The organism is Chryseobacterium sp. Tr-659, from assembly GCF_011752975.1.
In the GTDB taxonomy this organism is placed as follows: domain Bacteria; phylum Bacteroidota; class Bacteroidia; order Flavobacteriales; family Weeksellaceae; genus Chryseobacterium.
In genome coordinates this window covers 354,716-376,614 of sequence record NZ_VWWP01000001.1, presented here as the reverse complement: position 1 = coordinate 376,614, position 21,899 = coordinate 354,716, and the positions used below count along the sequence as shown (strand labels likewise).

The 21,899-nt window shown below is 36.1% G+C and carries 17 protein-coding genes; 9 read left to right on the top strand and 8 right to left on the bottom strand.

Annotation, left to right across the window (positions count from 1 at the left end; all coding sequences use genetic code 11):
• The first annotated feature begins 54 nt into the window (after window positions 1-54).
• Both F3J23_RS01595 and fmt read left to right on the top strand, forming a co-directional pair.
• Window positions 55-1,962 carry an ATP-dependent DNA helicase RecQ gene (locus F3J23_RS01595; RefSeq protein ID WP_167023092.1) on the top strand — a complete coding sequence of 636 codons (1,908 nt, stop codon included), beginning with the start codon at window positions 55-57 and terminating at the stop codon, window positions 1,960-1,962.
• A gap of 116 nt (window positions 1,963-2,078) precedes the next feature.
• Window positions 2,079-3,029: a methionyl-tRNA formyltransferase gene (gene fmt, locus F3J23_RS01590; RefSeq protein WP_167023089.1), complete on the top strand. Its 951-nt coding sequence runs from the start codon at window positions 2,079-2,081 to the stop codon at window positions 3,027-3,029.
• A 95-nt stretch (window positions 3,030-3,124) separates the two neighbouring features.
• Here the strand turns inward: fmt and ribB are convergent, their stop codons facing one another.
• Entirely contained in the window at window positions 3,125-4,246 is a 1,122-nt protein-coding gene (ribB, locus tag F3J23_RS01585; protein ID WP_167023085.1) for a 3,4-dihydroxy-2-butanone-4-phosphate synthase, read from the bottom strand.
• A 67-nt stretch (window positions 4,247-4,313) separates the two neighbouring features.
• Window positions 4,314-5,318 (bottom strand): LLM class flavin-dependent oxidoreductase, encoded by a 1,005-nt coding sequence (locus F3J23_RS01580; RefSeq protein WP_167023082.1) that lies wholly within the window; start codon window positions 5,316-5,318, stop codon window positions 4,314-4,316.
• A 291-nt stretch (window positions 5,319-5,609) separates the two neighbouring features.
• On the opposite strand from F3J23_RS01580, the gene F3J23_RS01575 reads away from it, so the two are divergent.
• Both F3J23_RS01575 and F3J23_RS01570 read left to right on the top strand, forming a co-directional pair.
• A complete protein-coding gene (locus F3J23_RS01575; RefSeq protein ID WP_167023079.1) occupies window positions 5,610-6,347 on the top strand; it encodes a hypothetical protein in 738 nt (245 codons plus the stop codon).
• A gap of 254 nt (window positions 6,348-6,601) precedes the next feature.
• Complete coding sequence (locus F3J23_RS01570; RefSeq protein ID WP_167023076.1) at window positions 6,602-7,435, top strand: M12 family metallopeptidase; 834 nt, start codon at window positions 6,602-6,604, stop codon at window positions 7,433-7,435.
• A 30-nt stretch (window positions 7,436-7,465) separates the two neighbouring features.
• On the opposite strand, the gene F3J23_RS01565 is transcribed toward F3J23_RS01570, so the two are convergent.
• On the bottom strand, window positions 7,466-9,592 hold the full coding sequence (locus F3J23_RS01565) for a helix-turn-helix domain-containing protein (RefSeq protein WP_167023073.1): 2,127 nt from the start codon (window positions 9,590-9,592) through the stop codon (window positions 7,466-7,468).
• A gap of 83 nt (window positions 9,593-9,675) precedes the next feature.
• Here F3J23_RS01565 and F3J23_RS01560 point away from each other — a divergent pair, with 83 nt between their 5' ends.
• Window positions 9,676-10,128 carry a hypothetical protein gene (locus tag F3J23_RS01560; protein ID WP_167023070.1) on the top strand — a complete coding sequence of 151 codons (453 nt, stop codon included), beginning with the start codon at window positions 9,676-9,678 and terminating at the stop codon, window positions 10,126-10,128.
• 83 nt (window positions 10,129-10,211) lie between these two features.
• On the opposite strand, the gene F3J23_RS01555 is transcribed toward F3J23_RS01560, so the two are convergent.
• On the bottom strand, window positions 10,212-10,748 hold the full coding sequence (locus tag F3J23_RS01555; RefSeq protein ID WP_167023067.1) for a gamma carbonic anhydrase family protein: 537 nt from the start codon (window positions 10,746-10,748) through the stop codon (window positions 10,212-10,214).
• Between the two features lie 167 nt (window positions 10,749-10,915).
• Here F3J23_RS01555 and F3J23_RS01550 point away from each other — a divergent pair, with 167 nt between their 5' ends.
• Genes F3J23_RS01550 through hemH form a run of 3 tightly spaced genes read left to right on the top strand, consistent with a single transcriptional unit; the run spans window position 10,916 to window position 13,383 of the window.
• The gene (locus F3J23_RS01550) at window positions 10,916-11,794 is read left to right on the top strand and encodes a NifU family protein (protein ID WP_167023064.1); all 879 of its coding nucleotides are present in this window, start codon (window positions 10,916-10,918) and stop codon (window positions 11,792-11,794) included.
• 12 nt (window positions 11,795-11,806) lie between these two features.
• The gene (locus F3J23_RS01545) at window positions 11,807-12,334 is read left to right on the top strand and encodes an NADPH-dependent FMN reductase (RefSeq protein ID WP_167023061.1); all 528 of its coding nucleotides are present in this window, start codon (window positions 11,807-11,809) and stop codon (window positions 12,332-12,334) included.
• Between the two features lie 14 nt (window positions 12,335-12,348).
• On the top strand, window positions 12,349-13,383 hold the full coding sequence (gene hemH / locus F3J23_RS01540; protein ID WP_167023058.1) for a ferrochelatase: 1,035 nt from the start codon (window positions 12,349-12,351) through the stop codon (window positions 13,381-13,383).
• A gap of 77 nt (window positions 13,384-13,460) precedes the next feature.
• Here hemH and F3J23_RS01535 read toward each other — a convergent pair whose 3' ends face one another.
• Together F3J23_RS01535 and F3J23_RS01530 are read right to left on the bottom strand one after the other, a co-directional pair.
• Window positions 13,461-15,413: a M4 family metallopeptidase gene (locus tag F3J23_RS01535; protein ID WP_167023055.1), complete on the bottom strand. Its 1,953-nt coding sequence runs from the start codon at window positions 15,411-15,413 to the stop codon at window positions 13,461-13,463.
• 344 nt (window positions 15,414-15,757) lie between these two features.
• Window positions 15,758-16,978: a type IX secretion system plug protein domain-containing protein gene (locus F3J23_RS01530; protein WP_167023052.1), complete on the bottom strand. Its 1,221-nt coding sequence runs from the start codon at window positions 16,976-16,978 to the stop codon at window positions 15,758-15,760.
• Window positions 16,979-17,048: 70 nt separating this feature from the next.
• Here F3J23_RS01530 and F3J23_RS01525 point away from each other — a divergent pair, with 70 nt between their 5' ends.
• Window positions 17,049-17,687 carry an MBL fold metallo-hydrolase gene (locus F3J23_RS01525; RefSeq protein WP_167023048.1) on the top strand — a complete coding sequence of 213 codons (639 nt, stop codon included), beginning with the start codon at window positions 17,049-17,051 and terminating at the stop codon, window positions 17,685-17,687.
• 278 nt (window positions 17,688-17,965) lie between these two features.
• Here F3J23_RS01525 and F3J23_RS01520 read toward each other — a convergent pair whose 3' ends face one another.
• Both F3J23_RS01520 and F3J23_RS01515 read right to left on the bottom strand, forming a co-directional pair.
• Window positions 17,966-20,395 (bottom strand): TonB-dependent receptor, encoded by a 2,430-nt coding sequence (locus F3J23_RS01520; protein ID WP_167023045.1) that lies wholly within the window; start codon window positions 20,393-20,395, stop codon window positions 17,966-17,968.
• A gap of 22 nt (window positions 20,396-20,417) precedes the next feature.
• Window positions 20,418-21,899: a trehalase family glycosidase gene (locus F3J23_RS01515; protein WP_167023042.1), complete on the bottom strand. Its 1,482-nt coding sequence runs from the start codon at window positions 21,897-21,899 to the stop codon at window positions 20,418-20,420.

The following is a 21,899-nucleotide window of genomic DNA, read 5'->3' as shown; positions in this document are numbered from 1 at the left end:
AAGTCACGCCCCGCGTGACTTTTTTTGTCATGATACTTTCCTTATTTTTACAACATGATTTCTCCGCAGGATTTTCAAAAGCTAAAATATGATACTCTTAAGTATTTCTGGGGTTATACAGATTTCAGAGATTCTCAGGAGGAAATCATTAATGCTGTCATTAATGAAAAAGATACACTGGTTCTGCTACCTACAGGAGCAGGAAAATCTCTTTGTTATCAGCTCCCTGCTTTGCTGAAAGAGGGAACCTGTCTTGTTGTTTCTCCTTTGCTCGCATTAATGAAAGATCAGGTCTATCAGCTTAAAGCCCGCGGTATAGAAGCAGAATACCTGTCTTCAGAACTTGATGAATATGATGCAGAAGACATTTACAGCCGCTGTAAGGAAGGGTTAACCAAATTGCTTTATGTTTCTCCTGAAAGACTGACCAATGCACAATTCATTCAGAATATAGAAGAAATTGAGCTGTCTTTTATTGCAGTGGACGAAGCACACTGTATCTCAGAATGGGGGCAGGATTTCCGTCCCAGTTATCAGAATATCAAGGGATTCAGAACCAATAACCCTGAAATTCCTTGTCTGGCACTCACCGCTACAGCCACTCCAAAAGTTCTGGAGGAAATTAAAAATAAACTGGAGCTCAGAAATCCGGCGGTTTTCCAAAAAAGTTTCAAAAGAGATAATATCAGAATCTTTACAGAAGAAGTTTCTGATAAATTTCAGCGTGTTTTTGATATTCTAAAATATAATAATGATTCTGGAATTGTCTATGTAAGAACCAGAAAAGAAGCTGAGCTTCTTGCTGAATTCCTCAAAAAAAATCAGCTGAAAAATGTAGATTATTTTCACGCAGGTTTAACAACCAAAGAAAAGAACACGAAACAAAATCTCTGGAACAATAGTGACAATCATGTTCTTATCTCTACCAATGCATTTGGAATGGGAATTGACAAAGACAATGTACGCTTTGTTCTTCACTATTCTCCGGCAGCATCTCTGGAAAACTATTATCAGGAAATCGGAAGATCGGGAAGAGATGGAAAAGACAGTTTTGCTTTTATGCTTTGGAACAAACAGGAGCTTTTGAATTTTGATCAGATCTTAAAAAATCAGATTCCTAATAAGGGCGAATTTTTAAAGATTATCAGTTACCTCTACTCTATTTTTCAGGTAGCGGAATTTGAACTGCCAGAAAAAACATTCCAGCTCAATACAGCCGGAATACAAAATTTCACAAGACTATCGAAAGCAAAGATTAATAATGTCCTCAATTTTCTGCACAATCAGGAGATTATTTATTATAATGACAATAAAAGCTTGTCTTCACTGGAACTGTTTATCAAATCTGACGAGATCGATCAGCTTCCACAAAAAGATGCTTATTTTATAGAACTTCTTTTCCGCAGCATATCTGGAATTACTACTCATAAAGTAATGTTCAGCGAGCAGCAGGTAAGCAATAAAATCAACGTCAGCGCACCATTGATCAAAGAACGTTTGAAAGAACTTCAGCAAAAAAATTATCTTGAATATATTGATGGAGCATTATCCAGTATTAAATTTCTGAAACCACGCGATGAGAGAGCTGTGCAGAATGCTTATTGGAAGTTATTCGAACATATTCAGAGAAATAAGATCCAGAAATGGGAAGAAATGAAATTTTACGTAGAAAATAATGACTACTGTAAAATGAAACTTATTCTTGCTTATTTTGGCGAAAAAAAATCAAAGAACTGCGGCCATTGCTCAGTCTGCGAAAAGAATAAACAATCTATTTTTGGAAAAAACATTTCCCAGCAGATCATCAATTTACTGGCTAAAAAGTCTGCAACTATTGAAGAGCTTTCCATTCAGCTGAGCTATCATTCCAAAGAAAATATTTTAGAAAATCTGATTTTCCTTTTAGATTCCGGAAAAGTAAGAATGCTTAATTTCAGAACCTATGCACTGAATCATGAGTAATGAGCAGTAAAGTATCTGTTCTGAGATTATAAAACACTTTGAAATACCTATCTTTCAATCCCTGATACGCTCCTTAACACCTTCTGACTCTCAAATCAAAAACTTATCTTTGTAATATGAAATCATTGAAAGTCGTTTTTTTAGGAACTCCTGAGTTTGCAAAAACTTCTCTGGAGGCTATTCATCAATCTCATCACAATGTTGTAGGTGTTGTTACAGTTGCTGATAAAGCAAGCGGACGCGGGCAGAAGATCCACCAATCACCGGTAAAAGTTTATGCAGAAGAAAATAATATTCCGGTTTTTCAACCGGAAAAATTAAGAAATCCTGAATTTTTAGAAGAGCTCAAAAAGCTTGATGCTGATGTTTTTGTTGTGGTTGCATTCAGAATGATGCCTAAAGTTCTTTTTGAAATGCCTGAAATGGGAACCTTCAATCTTCATGCATCTTTACTCCCGGATTACAGAGGTGCAGCCCCTATCAATTATGCAGTAATTAACGGAGAAGAAAAAACCGGTGCAACTACTTTCTTTATTAATGAAAAAATTGATGAAGGAAATATTCTTCTTCAGGAAGAAATAGAAATTTTACCTGATGAAAATGCAGGAAGCCTTCATGACAGACTTATGAAAATGGGCTCAAAGTTAGTTGTCAGAACATTGGATGGACTTGCTGACAATGCGATCGAGGAAAAACCTCAGCCACAGGTGGAGCATCCTAAAAATGCATATAAAATTTTTAAAGAAGATACTAAAATCAATTGGAATTCACCTTCAAAAACCGTTCATCAGTTCATTCTTGGAATGTCTCCTTATCCGGCAGCATTTACTACTTTAAAAATCGGTGATGAAGTAAAAGGATTAAAGATATTCAGTGGAAAATTCGAACTTGCAGACCATGAACAGACTCCTGGTACGCTCGAAATTTCAAAGAATGAATTCAGGATCCATACAGAAGACGGAATTTATTACCCGCTGGAACTTCAGTTAGAAGGAAAAAAAAGAATGATGGTTAAGGATTTCCTGAATGGTTTCAGAAATTTTGATGAGATTACTTTACTTGATTAATACAATATGGTTTAAAAATAAAAAAGGTTTAGAAAATTCTAAACCTTTTTTGTTAATCACATTACAATAAACAAAATTATTGTAACATTTCAATCTTATAACTGAACCATCTCCGTTACCTCTACATCATATCCTCCAACCTGAGGTTTGATATTAGGATTTTGAGTGATTACTTTAAACTTGTTGATTCCTAAATTCTTTAAGATCTGTGTTCCGATACCATAATCTCGGTAGTTGTACGCTAAAGTAGGGTGCTGCTCCTGGCCATCCTGATAGTTCAGGAACTGCTGGAGTTTTCTCAATGTATTTTCGGAATTGGAAACGTTATTGATAAAAATGATAGCTCCTTTTCCAGCTTCATTCACCATGCTGGTTACTTTTTCCAATAAAGGCTTTTCACCGTTGTTCAATCTTGTTAATACATCAAAATAAGAATCTGAAGACTGTACTCTTACCAGAACAGGCTCATCAACAGTCCATGTCCCTTTTGTTATGGCAAAGTGGATCTGCTCATTGGAAGTCTCTCTGAAAGCATAAAAATCAAACTCACCGTAGTGCGTTTTTACTTTTTTCTCTTCAAGTCTTTCAACCAGGTTTCCTTTTTTAAGTTGATAGTGAATCAGATCTTCAATAGAAACAATCTTCATATCATGTTTCTGTGCGAATGCGTGAAGCTCAGGAAGACGAGACATAGTTCCGTCTTCGTTCATGATCTCACAGATTACTCCACCTTCTTTCAGGCCTGCCAGATGAGTTAGGTCGATAGCAGCTTCAGTATGTCCGGCTCTTTTTAAAACCCCTCCTTTTCTTGCACGAAGCGGGAAAATATGACCAGGTCTCATGAAATCTGTAGGTTTGGATTTTTCATCCATCAGTGCCAAAATTGTTTTTGCTCTGTCTCCTGCAGAAATTCCGGTAGAAGTTCCGTTTCCTAAAAGGTCAACAGAAACTGTGAAAGCCGTTTCTTTAGGGTCGCTGCTTCTGCTTACCATTACTTCAAGCCCCAACTCGTCACATCTTTTTTCAGGAAGCGGCATACAGATCAGCCCTCTTCCGTGAAGTGCCATAAAATTGATAATTTCCGGCGTTGTCAGTTCTGCCGCACAAAGAAAATCTCCTTCATTCTCTCTGTCTTCATCATCTACTACTATGATTATTTTACCATTTTTAAGGTCTTCAATAGCCTCAGGAATAGTATTTAATTTAATATCGGACATTTTTACTTTTTATTTGTGCAAAGATACTCATAAAAATAAGCATCTGCCAATTAATATGAATGGTTTATTACGCTTTGGATAATGAGTTGGCAGCCTCTCTGAAAATTTCATAAGATCTCAATCTTTTCTGATGATCATAAATATGGGAATTAATCATAAGCTCATCCACCTTGAATCTTTCCTGAAAATCTTTAAGTTTCTCCCGAATTTCGGACTGATCACCGATAAAAGTATATCTTAATTTCTGAAGGACCATTGATTTTTCCATAGGCGACCAGATCTCGTCCATATCGTCTACCGGCGGCGCAAAAGGCTTTCTGTCATTTCTTACAATATTAATGAATGCCTGAAATAAAGTAGTGGAGATTTTATGTGCTTCTTCAGATGTTTCTGCAGCAACTCCGTTCACACAAGCTATAATATAGGGTTTATCTGAATATTTTGAAGGTTCAAAATGTTCTCTGTAGATCTTAAAAGCCATTTCCATCTGTTCAGGAGCAAAATGTCCTGCAAAAGCATATGGTAAGCCTAATTCTGCTGCCAGCCATGCACTATCTGTACTTGACCCGAGAATATATAATGGGATATCCAGTCCTTCTCCGGGAATAGCACGAACCATCGCATCCGAATTTTCTTTGGAAAAATATCTTTGAAGTTCCAGAATCTGTCTTGGAAACTGTTCATTGATGATGGCTGGATTTCTTCCTAATGCCTGAGCTGTCAGTCCATCTGTACCCGGAGCTCTTCCCACTCCAAGGTCAATTCTTCCGGGAAAAAGAGATTCCAGGGTTCCAAATTGTTCAGCAATAATCAGTGAACTGTGATTAGGAAGCATAACACCTCCTGAACCTACTCTTATTTTTTTTGTTCCGTTGGCAATGAAACCAATCAGAACCGAAGTTGCAGAACTTGCGATACTTTCCATATTGTGATGCTCGGCCAGCCAGAATCTTTTATAATCTAAATTCTCAGCATGATTGGCCAGAGACAAACTGTCCTGAAAGGTATCATGAATGCTTTTTCCCTGCTTTACCGGTGCAAGGTCTAAAACAGAAATTTCAAAATTTTTCATAATTCTAAATTTGGGTCTTAAAAAACCAAACAAATTTAACACATAAAAACTGCATTAGTTACTTTTTGTAATTAATAAAACCGATCGATCATTTCAGGGAAAAACTATTGGAAAACAATTGAAATATGCCAGGAAAAATTTATAGCATTATTATCTGATTCATTAAATTTTACAGTAGCCGAGTATTAAAAATTTACAGAACCATCGGAAGCAATAAAAAATTTCTCTTTAAGCTCAATTTTATAATCAAACTTTCACTTTTCATTAATATATTTGGATATAAACTATTCCATGAAAAAAAACTTTATCACTCTGCTTTCTCTAGGATGTTTAGCATGTTGCAATCCTAAAAAGACTGAACAGGAAGCTTCTGAAAAGAATGCTAATTCAAAATATTACACTCAATTGGATACTATAATTATCACTACAAATACAGATGATACTATCAGATACACCAAAAAGGGTTTCAATGCATTAATAGATAAACATCCAGAATTTTTTAATGATCTTCCTGATAACCCGGATGAGCTTTATTTTTGTTTTGGTAACAATGCGGAATTTGGAAGCGAAGTCGGTCAGGACCGCTATTTTACGTTGTACTCCTATTTTTTAAAGCAGCGAAATGGGATTGAAAAATATACAGAACAGCGGCAAAAACTTATTAATATTTTCTCTAATATCAATTCAATATATGGCTATATTGCATATGGAGGCACTTATTTTAGTCATCAGGATATGAGAATTCCGGGATATGCTGAATATTTTCTTTATCTGTATTCACTAGATAAAGAAAATCAAGATAATGCAGATCCTTATGATATTTCAAAGCAAAAAGCTCTTTATATACAAAGTTTAAGACAAATAATTGAAGATGAAAGTAAAATTGACTTCGAGTCTCTTGGACAGGCAAAAATTGATCGAACAAAAAAAATGAATACACTTGTTGATGAAATCGATCAGCTGATTACAAGCTCTTATTATCTTCGGTGTGCTCAATATTTTCACTATCAATATTATTCAAGACTTTAACCTATTAAAATTCAATACATTTTTTTTTCTTCAACAAACATGGGTTTTGACTCTTTTATAGTCAGAACCTTTTTTATCTTCCCTCCGCTCAGCATCCTATTGACCTTATCAGAGAAGAGAATGAAATTTATTTATTCTTAAAAAATTACATATTTTAACATTAATAATTCATTAAAATGGGAAATAAATATTACATTCGTATCATAAACACCAATTCACTGAAATAATTTTTAACACCATCAAAAAATATTATTATGAACAAAAAAAATCAGAAATTTTTAACAGGTAAAACCATTTTTACAAGCTTTATTGTTGCTGTTGTATTGACTTCTTGCAGTAAAAACAATGAAGAGATCTCAGGAGAAGCTCAAAAAGAGTCGGCTCAAATTGAAAATCTAAAAAAAGGAGAACTGAATGGCCAGTCCATCATGTATGAGAGAAAAAATGGAATGAATTTTTTCCAGGGGGATATTGTACTTTCAGACAAACAGCTTTCAGAGGGTAACACGGCCGAGAAAGGAGGAGCAAGCTTCTCAAGATGGCCCGGAGGTAAAATTTACTATACGGTTGCCAGCAATATGGGTTCTATTAATGCCAATAAAATTACGACGGCTGTTAATGAGTACAATTCCAAAACCAATACACAATGGATTCCTCGTACCAACCAATCCAATTATGTGGAATTTATCTTCGGAAGTTCATCCGGTTCAGACGGTTGGGCTCATATAGGTTATCAGGGCGGCAAACAAACCGTATCTCTGGACCAATATATTTCAGTGGGATCTGTCATCCATGAAATGGGGCATACCGTAGGACTTTATCATGAGCATACGCGTAAAGACAGAGATCAGTATGTAATGATCCTTTGGGATAATATCCAGAGCGGGCAGGCATATAACTTCAATATTTATAACTCTGGTACAGATATAGGTCCTTTCAACATCAATTCTGTAATGATGTATTGGCCTACATCTTATTCAAAAAACGGACTTCCTACAATAAAAAGAGCTAACAATACAAGCTTTACGTATAACAGAACCGGCTTTACCACCGGGGATATTAATACAATCAATGCAATGTATCCTTAATTAATTCTAATATAAGCAGGAAAAGAATTCTTATGAGTTCTTTTCCTTTTTGTAATTATAATGGTTGAGCAGAATTCTGATCTCATTAAACTCAAAATTACTTGGCAGCGCATTCTTCCATTCTGTAAGTGTTTCGTGTGGATTTTTGTAGAATTCATTTTCAAAAGTTTTGATCTTATCTGATGTAATAACTCTTGAAATATCCAGTAAGCCCTGTTCTGCAAATTTGGCAAGATGTCCGATTACTGTTTCTTTTACCAAACCTCTTTCCAAAGCAATTTCACCAATGGTTTTCCCTTGTTCAAACAATTGGAAGGTCAGCACCTGTGATGGAACTTTTGCAATTTTCAGATTGATCTCTTTATCATTTTTTTCATCTAAAAGTTTAGTTTCAAGAAGATGAATGTCTCTCAGACTGTTCAGGTATTCTTCTATATCTTCCAGCCAGCTTTTGAATTCTTCATTATATTGTTTTAAACCCTTTGCTCCTTTGATTTCTGCATAAAATTCTTTCAAAGGATCGAAAATTTTGTTTCTGGTTTCCGTAAAGAAGAAATTGACTGCTCCTTTTGATTTGTTTTCAATCTCCGACCATTCTTCTTTCTGCTCAATAAAATTATTAACCTTCTGGAAAATTACACGTTCCAGTTTTTCAAAAATCTTACCGAGATTCACAGCCTCATGTTTTAATTGAAGATAAAGCTGCTTGGCTTTAACGTGGTCTAGATTTTTAGTTACAATGGAAAGGTTATTCCATTCTTCAACTTCTTTTAAAAACCATAAGCAATCCAGTGTACGAAGCACTTTTCTGATGCTGTAATCATATTTTTCCTGATTCAGGATCGCTTCTACATGATCATTTGCAATAGTATCCGTATGAAAATGCAGAATCCTGTTGTCTTTAAAAATAACTTCAGGGGTGATCTTTGATTTTAAAACAATTCCTTCCAATGTTCTGCAACGGGATAAAGCTACATACACCTGACCGGCAGTGAAACTTTTTCCGGCATCTATGATTACTTTATCAAACGTCAATCCCTGACTTTTATGGATGGTAACAGCCCAAGCCAGTTTTATAGGGAACTGTTCAAAACTTCCCAAAACTTCTTCCTGTATGGTTTTATCTGTATCAAGGAAATATTTTTTCTGTTCCCAGGTTTCCCTTTTAACTACAATTTCTCTCTCGCTTTCATCCAGTACAACCCGGATTTCATTTTCTTCCAACCCAATAATCTCTCCTAGTTTTCCGTTAAAGTATTTTTTTTCTCCGGAAACATCATTTCTGATAAACATAATCTGAGCCCCAATTTTCAATTCTAAAAACTGCTCATTTGGAAACTGGTTTTCTTTAAAATCTCCTACAAGTTTGGCTTCATAGGTCTGAGCATCTATTTTAATCTCAGCCAGTTTTTCCTGATTGATCTCATCTGCCATTTTATTATGGGAACACAGATAAACATAGGACTCTTTCCCCATATTAAAGTCAGGGTCATACCTTTCATTCAGAACGTCAAAATCTATATTATCAACATCCCCGTCACGGATGGCATTCAGAATTTCGAGAAAGTTCTGGTCAGACTGTCTGTAAACTTTTGTAAGTTCTATGGTAACAATCGGAATTTCCTTAATCGCATGACTATCAAAAAAGAATGGTGAATTATAATACATTTTCAGAATGTGCTCATCTCTCACCACAGGCGGAAGCTGATATAAATCTCCGATAAACAGCATCTGTACACCTCCAAATCTTTGATTATTCCTTCTGATAAACCTTAATGAAAAATCCATCATATCCAGAACATCGGCTCTCAGCATGGAAACCTCATCTATGATAATGATTTCTACTTCTCTCAAAAGTTTAAGTTTGTCTTTCCGATATTTGAAATGAGGCATCAGATCAGCAATATTGTTAGCCAAACTGGTATCTATCCTTTCTGTAGTAGGAAGAAAGGTTCTCAGTGGTAACCCGAACATGGAATGGATGGTAACTCCACCTGCATTAATAGCCGCAATTCCCGTGGGAGCTACTACTATATGCTTTTTCTTTGTCCGTTTTACAAAATCATTAAGAAAGGTGGTTTTTCCTGTTCCGGCTTTCCCGGTCAGAAAAACGCTTCTGTTGGTGTACTCTATTAAGTCAAAAAAATGATTGTTCATCGCTGTCAAAAATACGGAAAATGAATTTGAATTTCTTACCTTGGCATAAGTTTTGAAAATTCTTAAAAAGAAAAAAGTTTATTGTGAAAAAAATTTTATTCCACATCCCTGTAATAGTATTCTGTACTACATTAACTCTTGTTTCTTGTAATACGTCCAAAAATCTCAATACTAATCTTCCTGTTGATATCGCCAACAGACCTGTTGATGAAGAGAGTCAGAAATATGATCAGGCGCAGCTGGATAAATTAAAAGCATCTATTGAATCAGAAGTCTCCGGAGAAAAATGCACGGATGCAAGTGAATGGGCTTTTGCCCCGATGGGTGTAAAATCCTGTGGTGGACCTGAGCAATACATTGCTTATCCTAAAAAAATTGAAACTACTTTTTTAGCAAGAGTCAATGAATACACGGATAAAGTAAGGCTTTTTAACGAAAAATATAATATTATGTCCAACTGTGTGATGATTATGCCCCCTACCTCATTAAAGTGTATCAAAGGTAAGATCAGGCTGATCACACCGGATAATAATTAAAAATAAAGCAAAGGTTCAATATCAAATCGAAAAACGCTTCGTCTCAGGACGAAGCGTTTTGTATTTACAGAACCAATTACAGGCTACAACTGATGATCTTTCACATTCTCTTTGTACCAGGAAGAATATTTTACATAATTATCTGCAATTCTGTTCACTTCACCTTCCAATAACTGGGCATTGATATCTTTAATTTTTTTTGCAGGAACACCTCCCCAGACTTCGCCGGATTTAATATGAGTGCCCTGTGTAACTACCGAACCTGCACCTACAATTGAATTTTCTTCTACCAGACAGTCATCCATAACAATTGCTCCCATCCCGATCAGTACATTATCTTTGATTGTACAGCCGTGAACAATCGCATTATGTCCTATTGAAACATTATTTCCGATGTTCAAAGGATGTTTCTGATATGTACAATGTAACATCGCATTATCCTGAACATTTACTTTGTCTCCCATTTTAATGTAATGTACATCTCCTCTAATCACAGCATTATACCAAACGCTGCAATCCTTTCCCATCGTAACATCTCCAATGATAGTTGCTGTTTCAGCCAAAAACGTATTCTCTCCGATTTGTGGTGCTTTTCCTAAAAGTTTTTTTATAAGTGCCATAATATTAATTTGAAATTTTGAAAATGAGTCCATCTGAAAATCATAAAATACTATCTTATAATTGCCGGTATCTAACTTCTAAATTACAGTGATAGCAAAAATCTAATTCCCAATTTTCAGCTTCTGACTTCTAATGCGTATTTTTGTATCTCAAATTTAACGAAAAAATGCGTACCGTACTTATAGAACCAACTGAAAACCCAAAAGTGATGAAATTTGTTGCAGATTACAATCTCATCCCGGGGTCTTTGGAGCTGGACAGAAATTCAGATATCTCAGAAATTCCTTTAGCACAGGAACTTTTCAATTATCCGTTTGTGGAAAGAATTTTCATTACGGCTAATTTTGTTGCTGTGGCCAAGCAGGATACCATTGAATGGGAACATGTTGCTGAGAGCCTGAAAAACGTAATTGAGGATGAATTACTGGCTAATCCGAGAATTTATCTTCAGAAGAAAAAAGAAATGTATCAGATTTATGCTGAAATGACACCGAACCCGAATGTAATGAAATTCGTTTCGAATAAATTACTGATGGATGGTTTTGTGGAAGTAAAATCGAAAGAAGCAGCAGAGGAAATTCCTTTGGCACAGGCAATTTTCAAGGAGTTTGATTTTGCCACCGAAGTTTTCATCTCTGATAATTTTGTAGCAGTTACAAGAGACAACTCTGTAGAATGGCATCAGGTAATGATGACCGTTCGTGCTCTTATTGCAGAATATCTTCAGAATGGCGGTGAAATTTCAAAAATTGAACCTCAGAAACATGAAAATCCTGTTGAAAAAATCATCAACAGAGATTATACGGAAGATGAGCAAAGAATTTCTGACATTTTGAATGAATATGTTGCTCCTGCAGTAGAAAATGACGGCGGAAAGATTTCTTTAATGGAATATGATGAAGCAAACAAAACAGCAAAAATGCTTTTACAAGGAGCGTGTTCGGGATGCCCAAGTTCTACAGCTACATTGAAAAACGGAATTGAAAATATTTTAAAACAATTCGTTCCGGATTTAGTAGAGAAAGTGGAAGCGGTAAACGGATAATCGGATGATCTGATGCGTGACGGAAAGAAAATTTTAGTAATCATTGGAAGTGCTTCAAGACATTCCAGTAATCAGAAATTAATAGAACAGGTTTTGGATGCCCATCCTGCTATTAATTTTCGGATGTATGATGATCTTTCTCTCCTCCCGCATTTTGACCCTTCATTAACGGACTCTGACACGCCTGAGGAAATACTTAAAATCAGAGAAATGATCAGCCGGTCAGCCGGTATTGTCTTTTCTACTCCTGAATACATTTTCAGTATTCCAAGCAGGTTAAAAAATCTGCTGGAATGGTGTGTTTCCACTACGGTTTTTTCTGAAAAGCCGGTTGCTGTGATTACAGCTTCTGCCAGTGGAGAAAAAGGTCACGAAGAATTATTATTGCTTTTGAAAACGCTTGGAGCAAGAACTGAAGAGCGTCATCAGGTATTAATAAAAGGCATAAAAGGTAAGTTTAATGATGATGGCTTAGCCGAAAGTAATACCTTTGCCAAAGTATCAGAATTAGTAACAGATTTTGCAATTTCTGTTTCATAATAAAATTTAAAATATTGAATAATAAAGGAATTTTACTGGTGAATCTTGGATCGCCGAGATCTACAGCCGTAAACGATGTAAAGGAATATCTTGATGAATTTTTGATGGACGAAAGAGTAATCGATTACCGCTGGATCTTTCGTTCACTGCTTGTTCAGGGAATTATTCTGAAAACAAGACCTGCTAAATCTGCAGAAGCCTATAAAACCGTTTGGACAGATGAAGGTTCTCCATTGATTGTTATTACTGAAAAGATTCAGAAAAAACTTCAGAAAGTGGTGGATGTTCCGGTGGAAATCGGGATGAGATATGCTGAACCGAGCATTGAGACCGGGATTCAAAAACTGGTAGATCAGGGGATTTCCGAGATCGTTCTTTTCCCTTTATATCCTCAGTATGCAATGAGTACTACTGAAACGGTTATCGAAAAGGCGGAAGAAGTAAGAAAAAAGAAATTTCCTAAGGTAAAAATCAATTATATCCAGCCTTTCTATAACAGAGATATTTACATCAACTGTCTTGCGGAAAGCATTAAGGAAAAACTTCCTGAAAACTTTGACGCCCTTCAGTTCTCTTATCATGGTGTTCCGGAAAGACATCTTTATAAAACAGATCCTTCAAATACCTGTAAAATTGATGATGCGAACTGCATCAACAGCCAAGTGGATACCCACAATGCTTACTGCTACAGACATCAGTGTTATAAAACCACAGAAGCAGTTATTGCTAAAATGGGACTTCCGAAGGAAAAGACAATTGTTTCTTTTCAGTCAAGATTAGGAAAAGATAAATGGATTGAACCTTATACCGATGAAACGTTGGAAACAATTGGTAAAAAAGGAATAAAAAACCTGGCCATCGTATGTCCTGCGTTTGTTTCAGACTGTCTTGAGACTCTGGAAGAAATTTCCGTAGAAGGGAAAGAACAGTTCATGCACGGCGGTGGTGAAAATTTCCACTACATTCCATGTCTGAATGATGAAGACCGTTGGATTGATGTGGTCAAAATTCTTTGTGAAGAAAAACTGAATGACTTCTATCTCGTGTAATTCATTTATTAAAAAATATAAAAGGCCACAAGTATTTTTCTTGTGGCCTTTTCGTTAAAATATATCAAAGATTTGGTTTACTTTTTAATCAGGTTTCCTGCTTTTTCTCCGTTTACCATTACGATATAAACTCCTGGAAGCATATTGGACGGAAGCTGCAGCTCAAGCTTATTCATTCCGTCTGTCATATTTACTTTTTCGGAAATTTCTCTCTTACCTGTTAAGCTTATCAACTCTACAGTTCCTTTTCCTGCTTTTCCTTCAAAGTTTACCGTAAACTTGTCTGTGGCCGGATTCGGACTGATTGTAAAAGGAGAAGCATTGGCTCCTGCTATAAGTCCTGCCGGAGAAGTTCCTCCGCCAACACCCACTGCATTCCATGCATTGATAACCTGAGTTACTTCATTACTACCCGATCCGTATAGGTCTGCTGCTGCCTGGAGAGAATATGTTCTGGCATTGGCATAAGTAGAACCGGACGTAAGGTAAGACGTTAATGTTCTGTACGCAATTGCTCCCGCTTTATCCAGACCAATACCGGTAACATTATAAGCAAAACCTTTATCATTAGTTCCTGATCCTCCTGTTACCAATAAATAATACCAGAAATTAAGAACTCCTGAATTGGTGTGAACTCCGCAATAATCATTCGATTGGCTAGGCGTAGCGCATCCGGATGTAGTAGTAGCTTTCCAGTAAGTTCCCAAATAAGTATCCGGCTGGCTGTAAGCATTAGGATTTGACATATCTCTGATAGGATAGCTGAAATCTTCTCCTAGTTTCCAGCTTGCCTGTGTAGGTCTTGCCCAGCGTTCTATACTGTTTCCAAAAATATCCGAAAAACCTTCGTTTAAGGCTCCCGATTCTCTTTGATAGGCAAGATTTGCTGTCTTCGAAGTCAATCCGTGGGTAATTTCGTGTCCACATACATCAAGAGCTGTAAGCGGTTTTCCACCGTTTGTAGTAGAGCTTCCATCTCCGTAGGTCATTCTGGCACCATCCCAGAATGCATTAAAATAATTGGTAGAGTAATGAACATATGATTTTATAGCAAAATTATTATTGTCAATACTTTTTCTTCCGAATTTTGAGTAGTAATAATCCAGAGTCATTTCTGCTCCCCAATGGGCATCTGTAGCATACTGATCTTTATTAGCATTTACATTATTCCATACATTATCCGTATCTGTGAAATCTACCGCTGTTGAGTAGCTGGTCCCTTTTCTCAGATTATAGGTTTCTACGGCAGTACCACCATTTCTTCCTGTTTCTCTAAGCCTATAGCTTCCGTTATAAGAGTCTGCCACAATATTTCTGTTTCCACTGTATCCTGTTGTAGCTGTTCCCGGAGCATTCACTTCATGGATGATGGCGTCTACTCCCAGAATTTTTCCATTTTTAGCATCTACGAAAACATATTGGCGGCTTAATGGCTTTTCTGCATAGATATCAAATTTATAAGCCAGTTTCAGATCATTCAGCTTTTCCTCATCAGGATCAGAATAATATACCAGCTCACCTTTCGGAGCAAAGCTTGCATTAATATCATTGGATTCTTTTTTAAGAAATTCCTCTTCTTCTTTGTTCTGCCATTTATAAGAATCTGCTCCGATGAATGACAAAGCATTCTGCAATGCAATACCCTCAGAAATATTGGCTTTTTTTCCGACTTTTTGCGGAATATTAAGAATCCATTTTCCTGATTCACCTACAATTTTGCCATTCTTGGTTTGTACAGCCATCATTCCATATTCTACAGGAATATCATTGATGGTTTGCTGGAAACGGTGTGTTTCAAAACCCAGTCTGTCTTTTTCTAATCCCAATTTACGGGCTTGTCCGGTTGAAAGTCTCTGGGAAGTCTCGTCAAACAGAACCGGGCTGCCCTGAAAATCAGGACCATTTTTTTCGAATCGCATAAATTCTGCGTGTAATCCGCTTTTACCCGGAACTAATTTTGATGGTGTGTTTTGCCCAAAAGCAAAAGAGCAGGTCGCTAAGCTTGCTGCTAAGATAAATTTCATTTTCATAATAATATTTTTGATTGTGAAAACGAATTTATAAACTTTTAACAATAAAATTCACAATTAGATGAATAAAATTCAATTGATATTATAAATCAATAAATAAAACACAATAATGATTTTAAAACAAAGAAAATAATTTAAAAATAATTTTATATAAATAATGAATTAATATTAAAATATTTTCATTAAAACAGATTTTTTATGAATTATATTTTTCACTATGTAGTGCATTATATTGTATTATTATTAAAACCGGATAATATTTATAAAAAAAGACCATCTAAAAAAGACAGTCAATTGTATGAGCCATTATTTTATGATAAATGGCTTTATATTTAAGCTATTTATCAGCGCTTATTTGCAATCGGGGTTCTGAACTCCCCATATCCCATTAAGCCGTCATAGTTTCTTCCGAAAGGAGCATAATAAAGAAAAGCCTGATACAAGTTCTCTGTCTGCCAGAAATTTCCGTTTACTTCCCCGAAGTTCAATGGCCCATCCCCTTCTCTTGTTACCAGAACATAGTTATAGAAACCTTGTTTAAGATATATTTTAGCAACATATTGTTTACTCGCCGGATCATACTGCATCTGATTTTCTTTACTCGGCTGGAAATTATTAAATCCTCCCAAAACAAAAATATCTTTATCCACCGGATCTGATTCCAGGTAGAAATGCACCCATGAATAATCTCCTTCTCTTTCTGCGTCTCTTTCTCTTCCCAGATCATTTCTTCTGTAATACCATGCTCCGTTTACATCAGGCTGATATTGGTAATTTAAAGGAAAAGCCCAAACGGGATGAAGATAGGTTTGGTTAACATCATCTTTTATTTCTGTGGCACGAACCATATCCGCAGCCATGTTCATATTCTTATTATCAAAATAGTAGAATTCATTATCTCCCGGAAATACAAGATTCATCTGTTGAAATAGCAGCTGATTTCCTAAAACAGTGCTTGGTTTCTGGCTCGCAATCATCATATTCGGGTTGTTGTTCTGCATCACATTCAACGTCATAGAATTAACATTGGAAGAAATATCTCCTCCTTTTGGAGAGGCATTCACTTCTACCCTTTGGTTCAGATTAGGATTTCTTGCATCAGCAAACCTTGAAATATTTAAAGCCAGAGTGGTCATATCTTCCACCAGATAAAATCTTCTTTTGAAAAGAGGTTTATCTGCAGAATCAAGATAGACAATAATTTCATAATTACCGGAGATCTTAGGCTGTATTTTATCATTCGGAAATACTAACTTATAATGAGTATATGCCTGTAATGTATTAAAGGAATACTGAAACTGATCAAGAAGCGCGTTCATGCTGCCATTGGCAAATTCTGTAAAAAACAGATTATCATCATTCCAGTTTCTGTCATAATGCTTGATGGTATACCGGTAGATCTGGCTGCCATTGGTAAGATCATCAAAACTTAAAACCAATTGTTCGCCCATCTTAATAACAGGGGTTTCATCATTCGTCTGGGGATTGAACAGCTGAACACTTTGGATCTTTTGTCCAAAAACCATTCCGCTCAAAAAAAGTAAGAGTATTCGCAAAGTTTTCATTATGACGAAGATAACGAAAAATAGCCATTTTCTTAATAATATCGTATTTTTGAATAAAAAATATTCAGATATGCTTCAGATTCAAGGTTTCGTATTCAACTTTGCGAGCGAAAACACCTATATCATCTATAATGAAAATAAAAATGCCTGGCTGATTGACCCGGGAAATATGAATGCTCAGGAAACTCAGGCGATTTCAAATTTCATTACTGAGAAGGAATTAAAAGTTCAGAAGATCCTTCTGACGCATGCTCATATTGATCATGTTTTCGGGCTTCAGTGGGCTTTTGACACTTTTAAAGTTCCTGTAAGCATGCATGAGGAAGATCAGGAAGTATTGGATATGCTCCAGGCCAGCGGGATAAGATTCGGAATTCAGATAAATCCTGTAAAAGTTGAAGTTGAGTATATAAAAGAGGGAGATGAGCTTGATCTTGATGGAGAGAAATTTAAGATCTACCACGTTCCGGGACATTCTCCGGGAAGCGTTGTTTATCACAATGAAAATCAGAAGTTCATGATCTCCGGTGATGTTCTTTTTGAAGGCAGTATCGGCAGAACAGATTTATACAAAGGAAATTATGATCAGCTGATCAATGGTATTAAAACGAAGCTTTTCATTTTGAATGACGATACTCAGGTCTTCTCCGGGCATGGGAATCCTACATCAATTGGTTTTGAAAAACAGTATAATCCGTTTTTGAAATAGAAAATTGGAGTTCAACGTTAGAGAGTTTGAGTGTATTAGGGTGAGCGTGTTTCTGACTAGTAATGATATTCGATATTGTGTAAAGACTTACTCTAATAAAATAAAGAAATCTAAACCCAGTTATTTAAACTCTATTGAAGACATCAAGCACATCGCTTTAACTCCTAATAAAACCGGAAATAAAGAATTTCCGAAAGAGAAATATTCAGGGAAATAAAAAAATAAAAACCGTCAGAACTAAGTTCCGGCGGTTTTATTGTTTATAAAGAAATAGAGTTTTAGAAATCTAAAGTGATGGAAGCTCTGGCTGCTGCGCCCATGATAGGTCTTGCCATGATAATACCATCTCCGGTTGGTGAACCGGCTCTTGGATCACCTTCAGTAATACCGATGGTATTAAAAATATTCGTTCCATCCACAGCAAAACGTATTTTACCTAACTGATAAGACATTCCTGCTCCAAATTCTGTGAAAGAAGGTAATGTCTGAACATTCAGTTCATCCTGGAAACGTTTTCCATAATAATTCATGCTTACATATGCTCTCCATGATTTAGTGATATTGACTGCCGGAGAAATATTGAAATAGAACTTCGGCATTCTTCTTACTACATTTCCTTCAAGAAGACTTCCGGCTTCAAGGTTTTTGTATTTCGGACTTTGAATTGTTCCATTGAATGCAACTTCTAAAATATTATTAAATAAACGAGCGTAACCTTCTAATTCAACCCCATAATTTTCTGTATTAGCAAAAGTATTTTCGGATTTCCCATCAGAAAAAATATCTGTAAATGACAGGTTCTTCAATGTAGAATAGAACGGAATCACTGCGATATCAAAGGTGCGCGAGTAATATTTATATCCTAATTCTAACTGATTAGTTGTTACCGATTTTAAAGGTTTATCAGGTGTAGGGTTGGAAAAATAATTATAATATGCTTCTTCATTCGGAGATCTGAAACCATTGGAAAAACGAGCATATACTGCATTTTCTCTATTGATTTTATAATTAGCTGCTAATGTAAAAGAAACCTTATCTATGTTATAATTCCAGTAGGTATATTTATTTCCAAGTACACTCATATTATCATCAGCTGTTGTTGTATTAAAGCCATGTGTTCCATCAGTTGTTAACGTTGAGTTATTTAAATTGGAAGTTGTTGTATTGACAAAATTCCCTTTATAATAATCATGGCTGTAACGAAGACCTCCATTTACACTTAATGCATCGGTAATATTATAATCTAAATTTACATAAAGATCATTTAAACTTCCCTGAGTCTGAGTATCTCTCTGTAAAAATGTCATATTGGCAACTCCATTATAAGTTTTGGAATATCCGTTATCTGAAGGGCTAAGAGAAGAGTCTACCAAATTTAATAATTCAGGTCTGTCTGTTGCTGTGGTCAAAATATTACTCCAGTTCCAGTATTGATGAGACTTCCAGTTGGATTTATAAAAACCTGCAGTTACATTTCCTTTATCGAATTTATAGTTAAACTGTAAATCATTGACAAAATTATTCATCTGTTTGTCAATTGCCCAGAATCCCAGTTTTTGTACATAGGCAGGATTCACTACCGTGCCATTGCTCACTAATGAATATTGATAGTTACTGCCGTTTATTCCGCTGCTTTTAGCGAAGTCTGCTGCCGTTTGCGGCCCGCCTGCCGGGAAAATACCCGTGTAATTCATATTGATATTGGTATATCTGGTTTTATTCAATACAGTAATATTATTTCCAAGATCATACTTAAATTCAGCACCTAATACATCTACTTTCGGATGAATCCCATCTTCAAGATTTCTGTTGAAGAAACCTCCTCCCGCTTGTGGAATATTCAGCTGGCTGATTGTTCTGTAGCTATAGGTTCCATAGTTAGGATCAAATCCCTGGAATCCCTTCAGTTTATTTCCATTTTGCACCAAAGGAATAGGAAGGAAGAATGTATTTCTGTCATCCAGTTTTTTGTAATAAACTTTTACATAGCCTTTATCAAAGACATATTTCAGGTTCATTCTGATCTGTCCTCCGTTATTGGCTTTAAAACCTGTTTTTCTGATTCCATCATCGGTTCTGTAGAACCCTCCGACATTGAAAAATAATTTATCCTGAACCAAAGCTCCCCCCACATTTACATCGGTGCGCATCAGCCCGTAAGTACTTGTTTCGAGTTTTGCAGTTCCTTTAAAATCATTGGAACCTTCCTTCGTAATGAAATTGATAAGACCTCCAGGGGAGTTATTCGCATAAATAGAACCCGATCCTCCTCTGAGTGCTTCCAGACGGTTTACCGTATTGTCTACACGGAAAAAATTATCCGCATTGGCAAACTGAAGTGCTCCGTCTTCAAAAACAGGAAGACCGTCTTCCTGTACTTGTACAAATTCATAAGCTCCGGCAGAAGGAATTCCTCTTGCAAAAAGGTTGTTCCCTACTTCCCCACCGGATGTTTCCACAGCAAAGCCCGGAACTCTTTGCAATAATGCAGCAGCACTGATAGGATTCTGTTTTTGAATTTCTTTGGCACTAAAAGTAGAAATTGCTGTACTGGATTCTATTTTTTTCTTTGGATTTGAATTTCCGGTAATAACAATCTGATCGATTGAAGAAACTTTGGCAGAATCCTGCGGAGTTTCTTGGGCATAAGCATTATTAAAATATAACGTAGCTGTTGCGGCGATTAAAAAGATGGATTTTTTCTTCATAGCCTTATTTTTATTGTTAGTTTCAGTTTTGTTGTAATTGTAAATACACTCCATTCGTCCAACCGAATCCATCCTGATTAGGGTATTCCCCGCCGCCTGCTATTGTTTCTGTGTCTAATGCATTGTATTTTTCCATCAATTTTCCTGTGTTTTTATATACCCTTTCTACATTGGAGCACCAGTTGGTTTTTATTTTCTCCGCCAGTTCATCAAATCCATAATTCTTCATTGCTTTAAAACCTAGCCACTGATAAGGAGCCCATGCATTGGGAAGATCCCACTGCTGACCTGTTTTTTTAGTAGTGGTTACCAAACCTCCCGGATATAAGAACTTTTCTGCAACAGCCTGAGCTACTGCTTCGGCTTGTTCCTGATCTGCAATTCCAAGGAATAAAGGGTAAAGAGCAGCAATATGTTCAGACGGTGTTTTTGTGTTTTTTTTTGTGTGATAATCTTTGTAAATCTTAGTGTCTTCATCCCAGAAGTATTTATTGATCATCTGTCTTCGGCTTGCTGCTCTTTCAGTAAAATAATTTTCTTTTTCTGTCAGATTCTGAAGTGCTGAAGACTTTGCCAAAGTCATTTCCAAATGCCATAAAAGGCAGTTCAGATCTACTTCTGCAAGGTTCAGCGTTTCTATCGTCTGTATATGTTCTCCGTCTGCAAACCATCTGCTGGAAAAATCCCAGCCTGATTCGCAGGCACTTCTTATATTTCTGTAAAATTCATCACCTGGAGCATGTTCATGATCTTCAATATCGATCAGATAGCTTTCAGGACGTGGTGCATTTTCTGCATCATAATAACGGTTCAGGATATCTCCATCCTTTGTTTTGATCACTCTTTTAACACCTGAATTATTTTCAAGCCATTCTTCACCATTCATCCAAAAGGCATATTCCCTTTCCAGCGTGTCGTGATATTTTGTATAAATTTCTTTCTTATCCGTTGTTTCAAAAAGCAGGTCCAGCATCAAAGAAAAATAGGGAGGCTGTGATCTGCTTAAAAAGTGGGTTCTGCTTGCATTCGGAACAAAACCTACATTTTGGATCAGATAGGAACAGTTTTCAATAATATTTTCCATCATTTCTACTCTGCCGGAAGCTTTTAATCCCAGCATAATAAAGTAGCTGTCCCAGTAGAAAAATTCATTGAAACGTCCTCCCGGAACAATATATGGCTTTGGCAGCTTTAAAAGTGTTCCTTTTTCTTCATAAGCAGTACGTGTCAATTCATCCCATAACTTTTCAATATGTTCTCCAATAGGAAGATGATCTTCTCTACGGATGGAAACTCTTGCCCCTAAAAAATTAAAATGGGCCATTACAAAATCTTTCAGATCAAACCCGCTCTTTTCCTTTTCAATCATATATTTCTCATTAATTTCAGAAATAGGAAATAAAGGAACAGCATCTGTCATCATTTTCTGATCTTCAAAAATTCTGGATCTCTGTACATCGTCAAAAAGACTTTGAATTTCGTTGATATAAAGCTGGTTACTCAT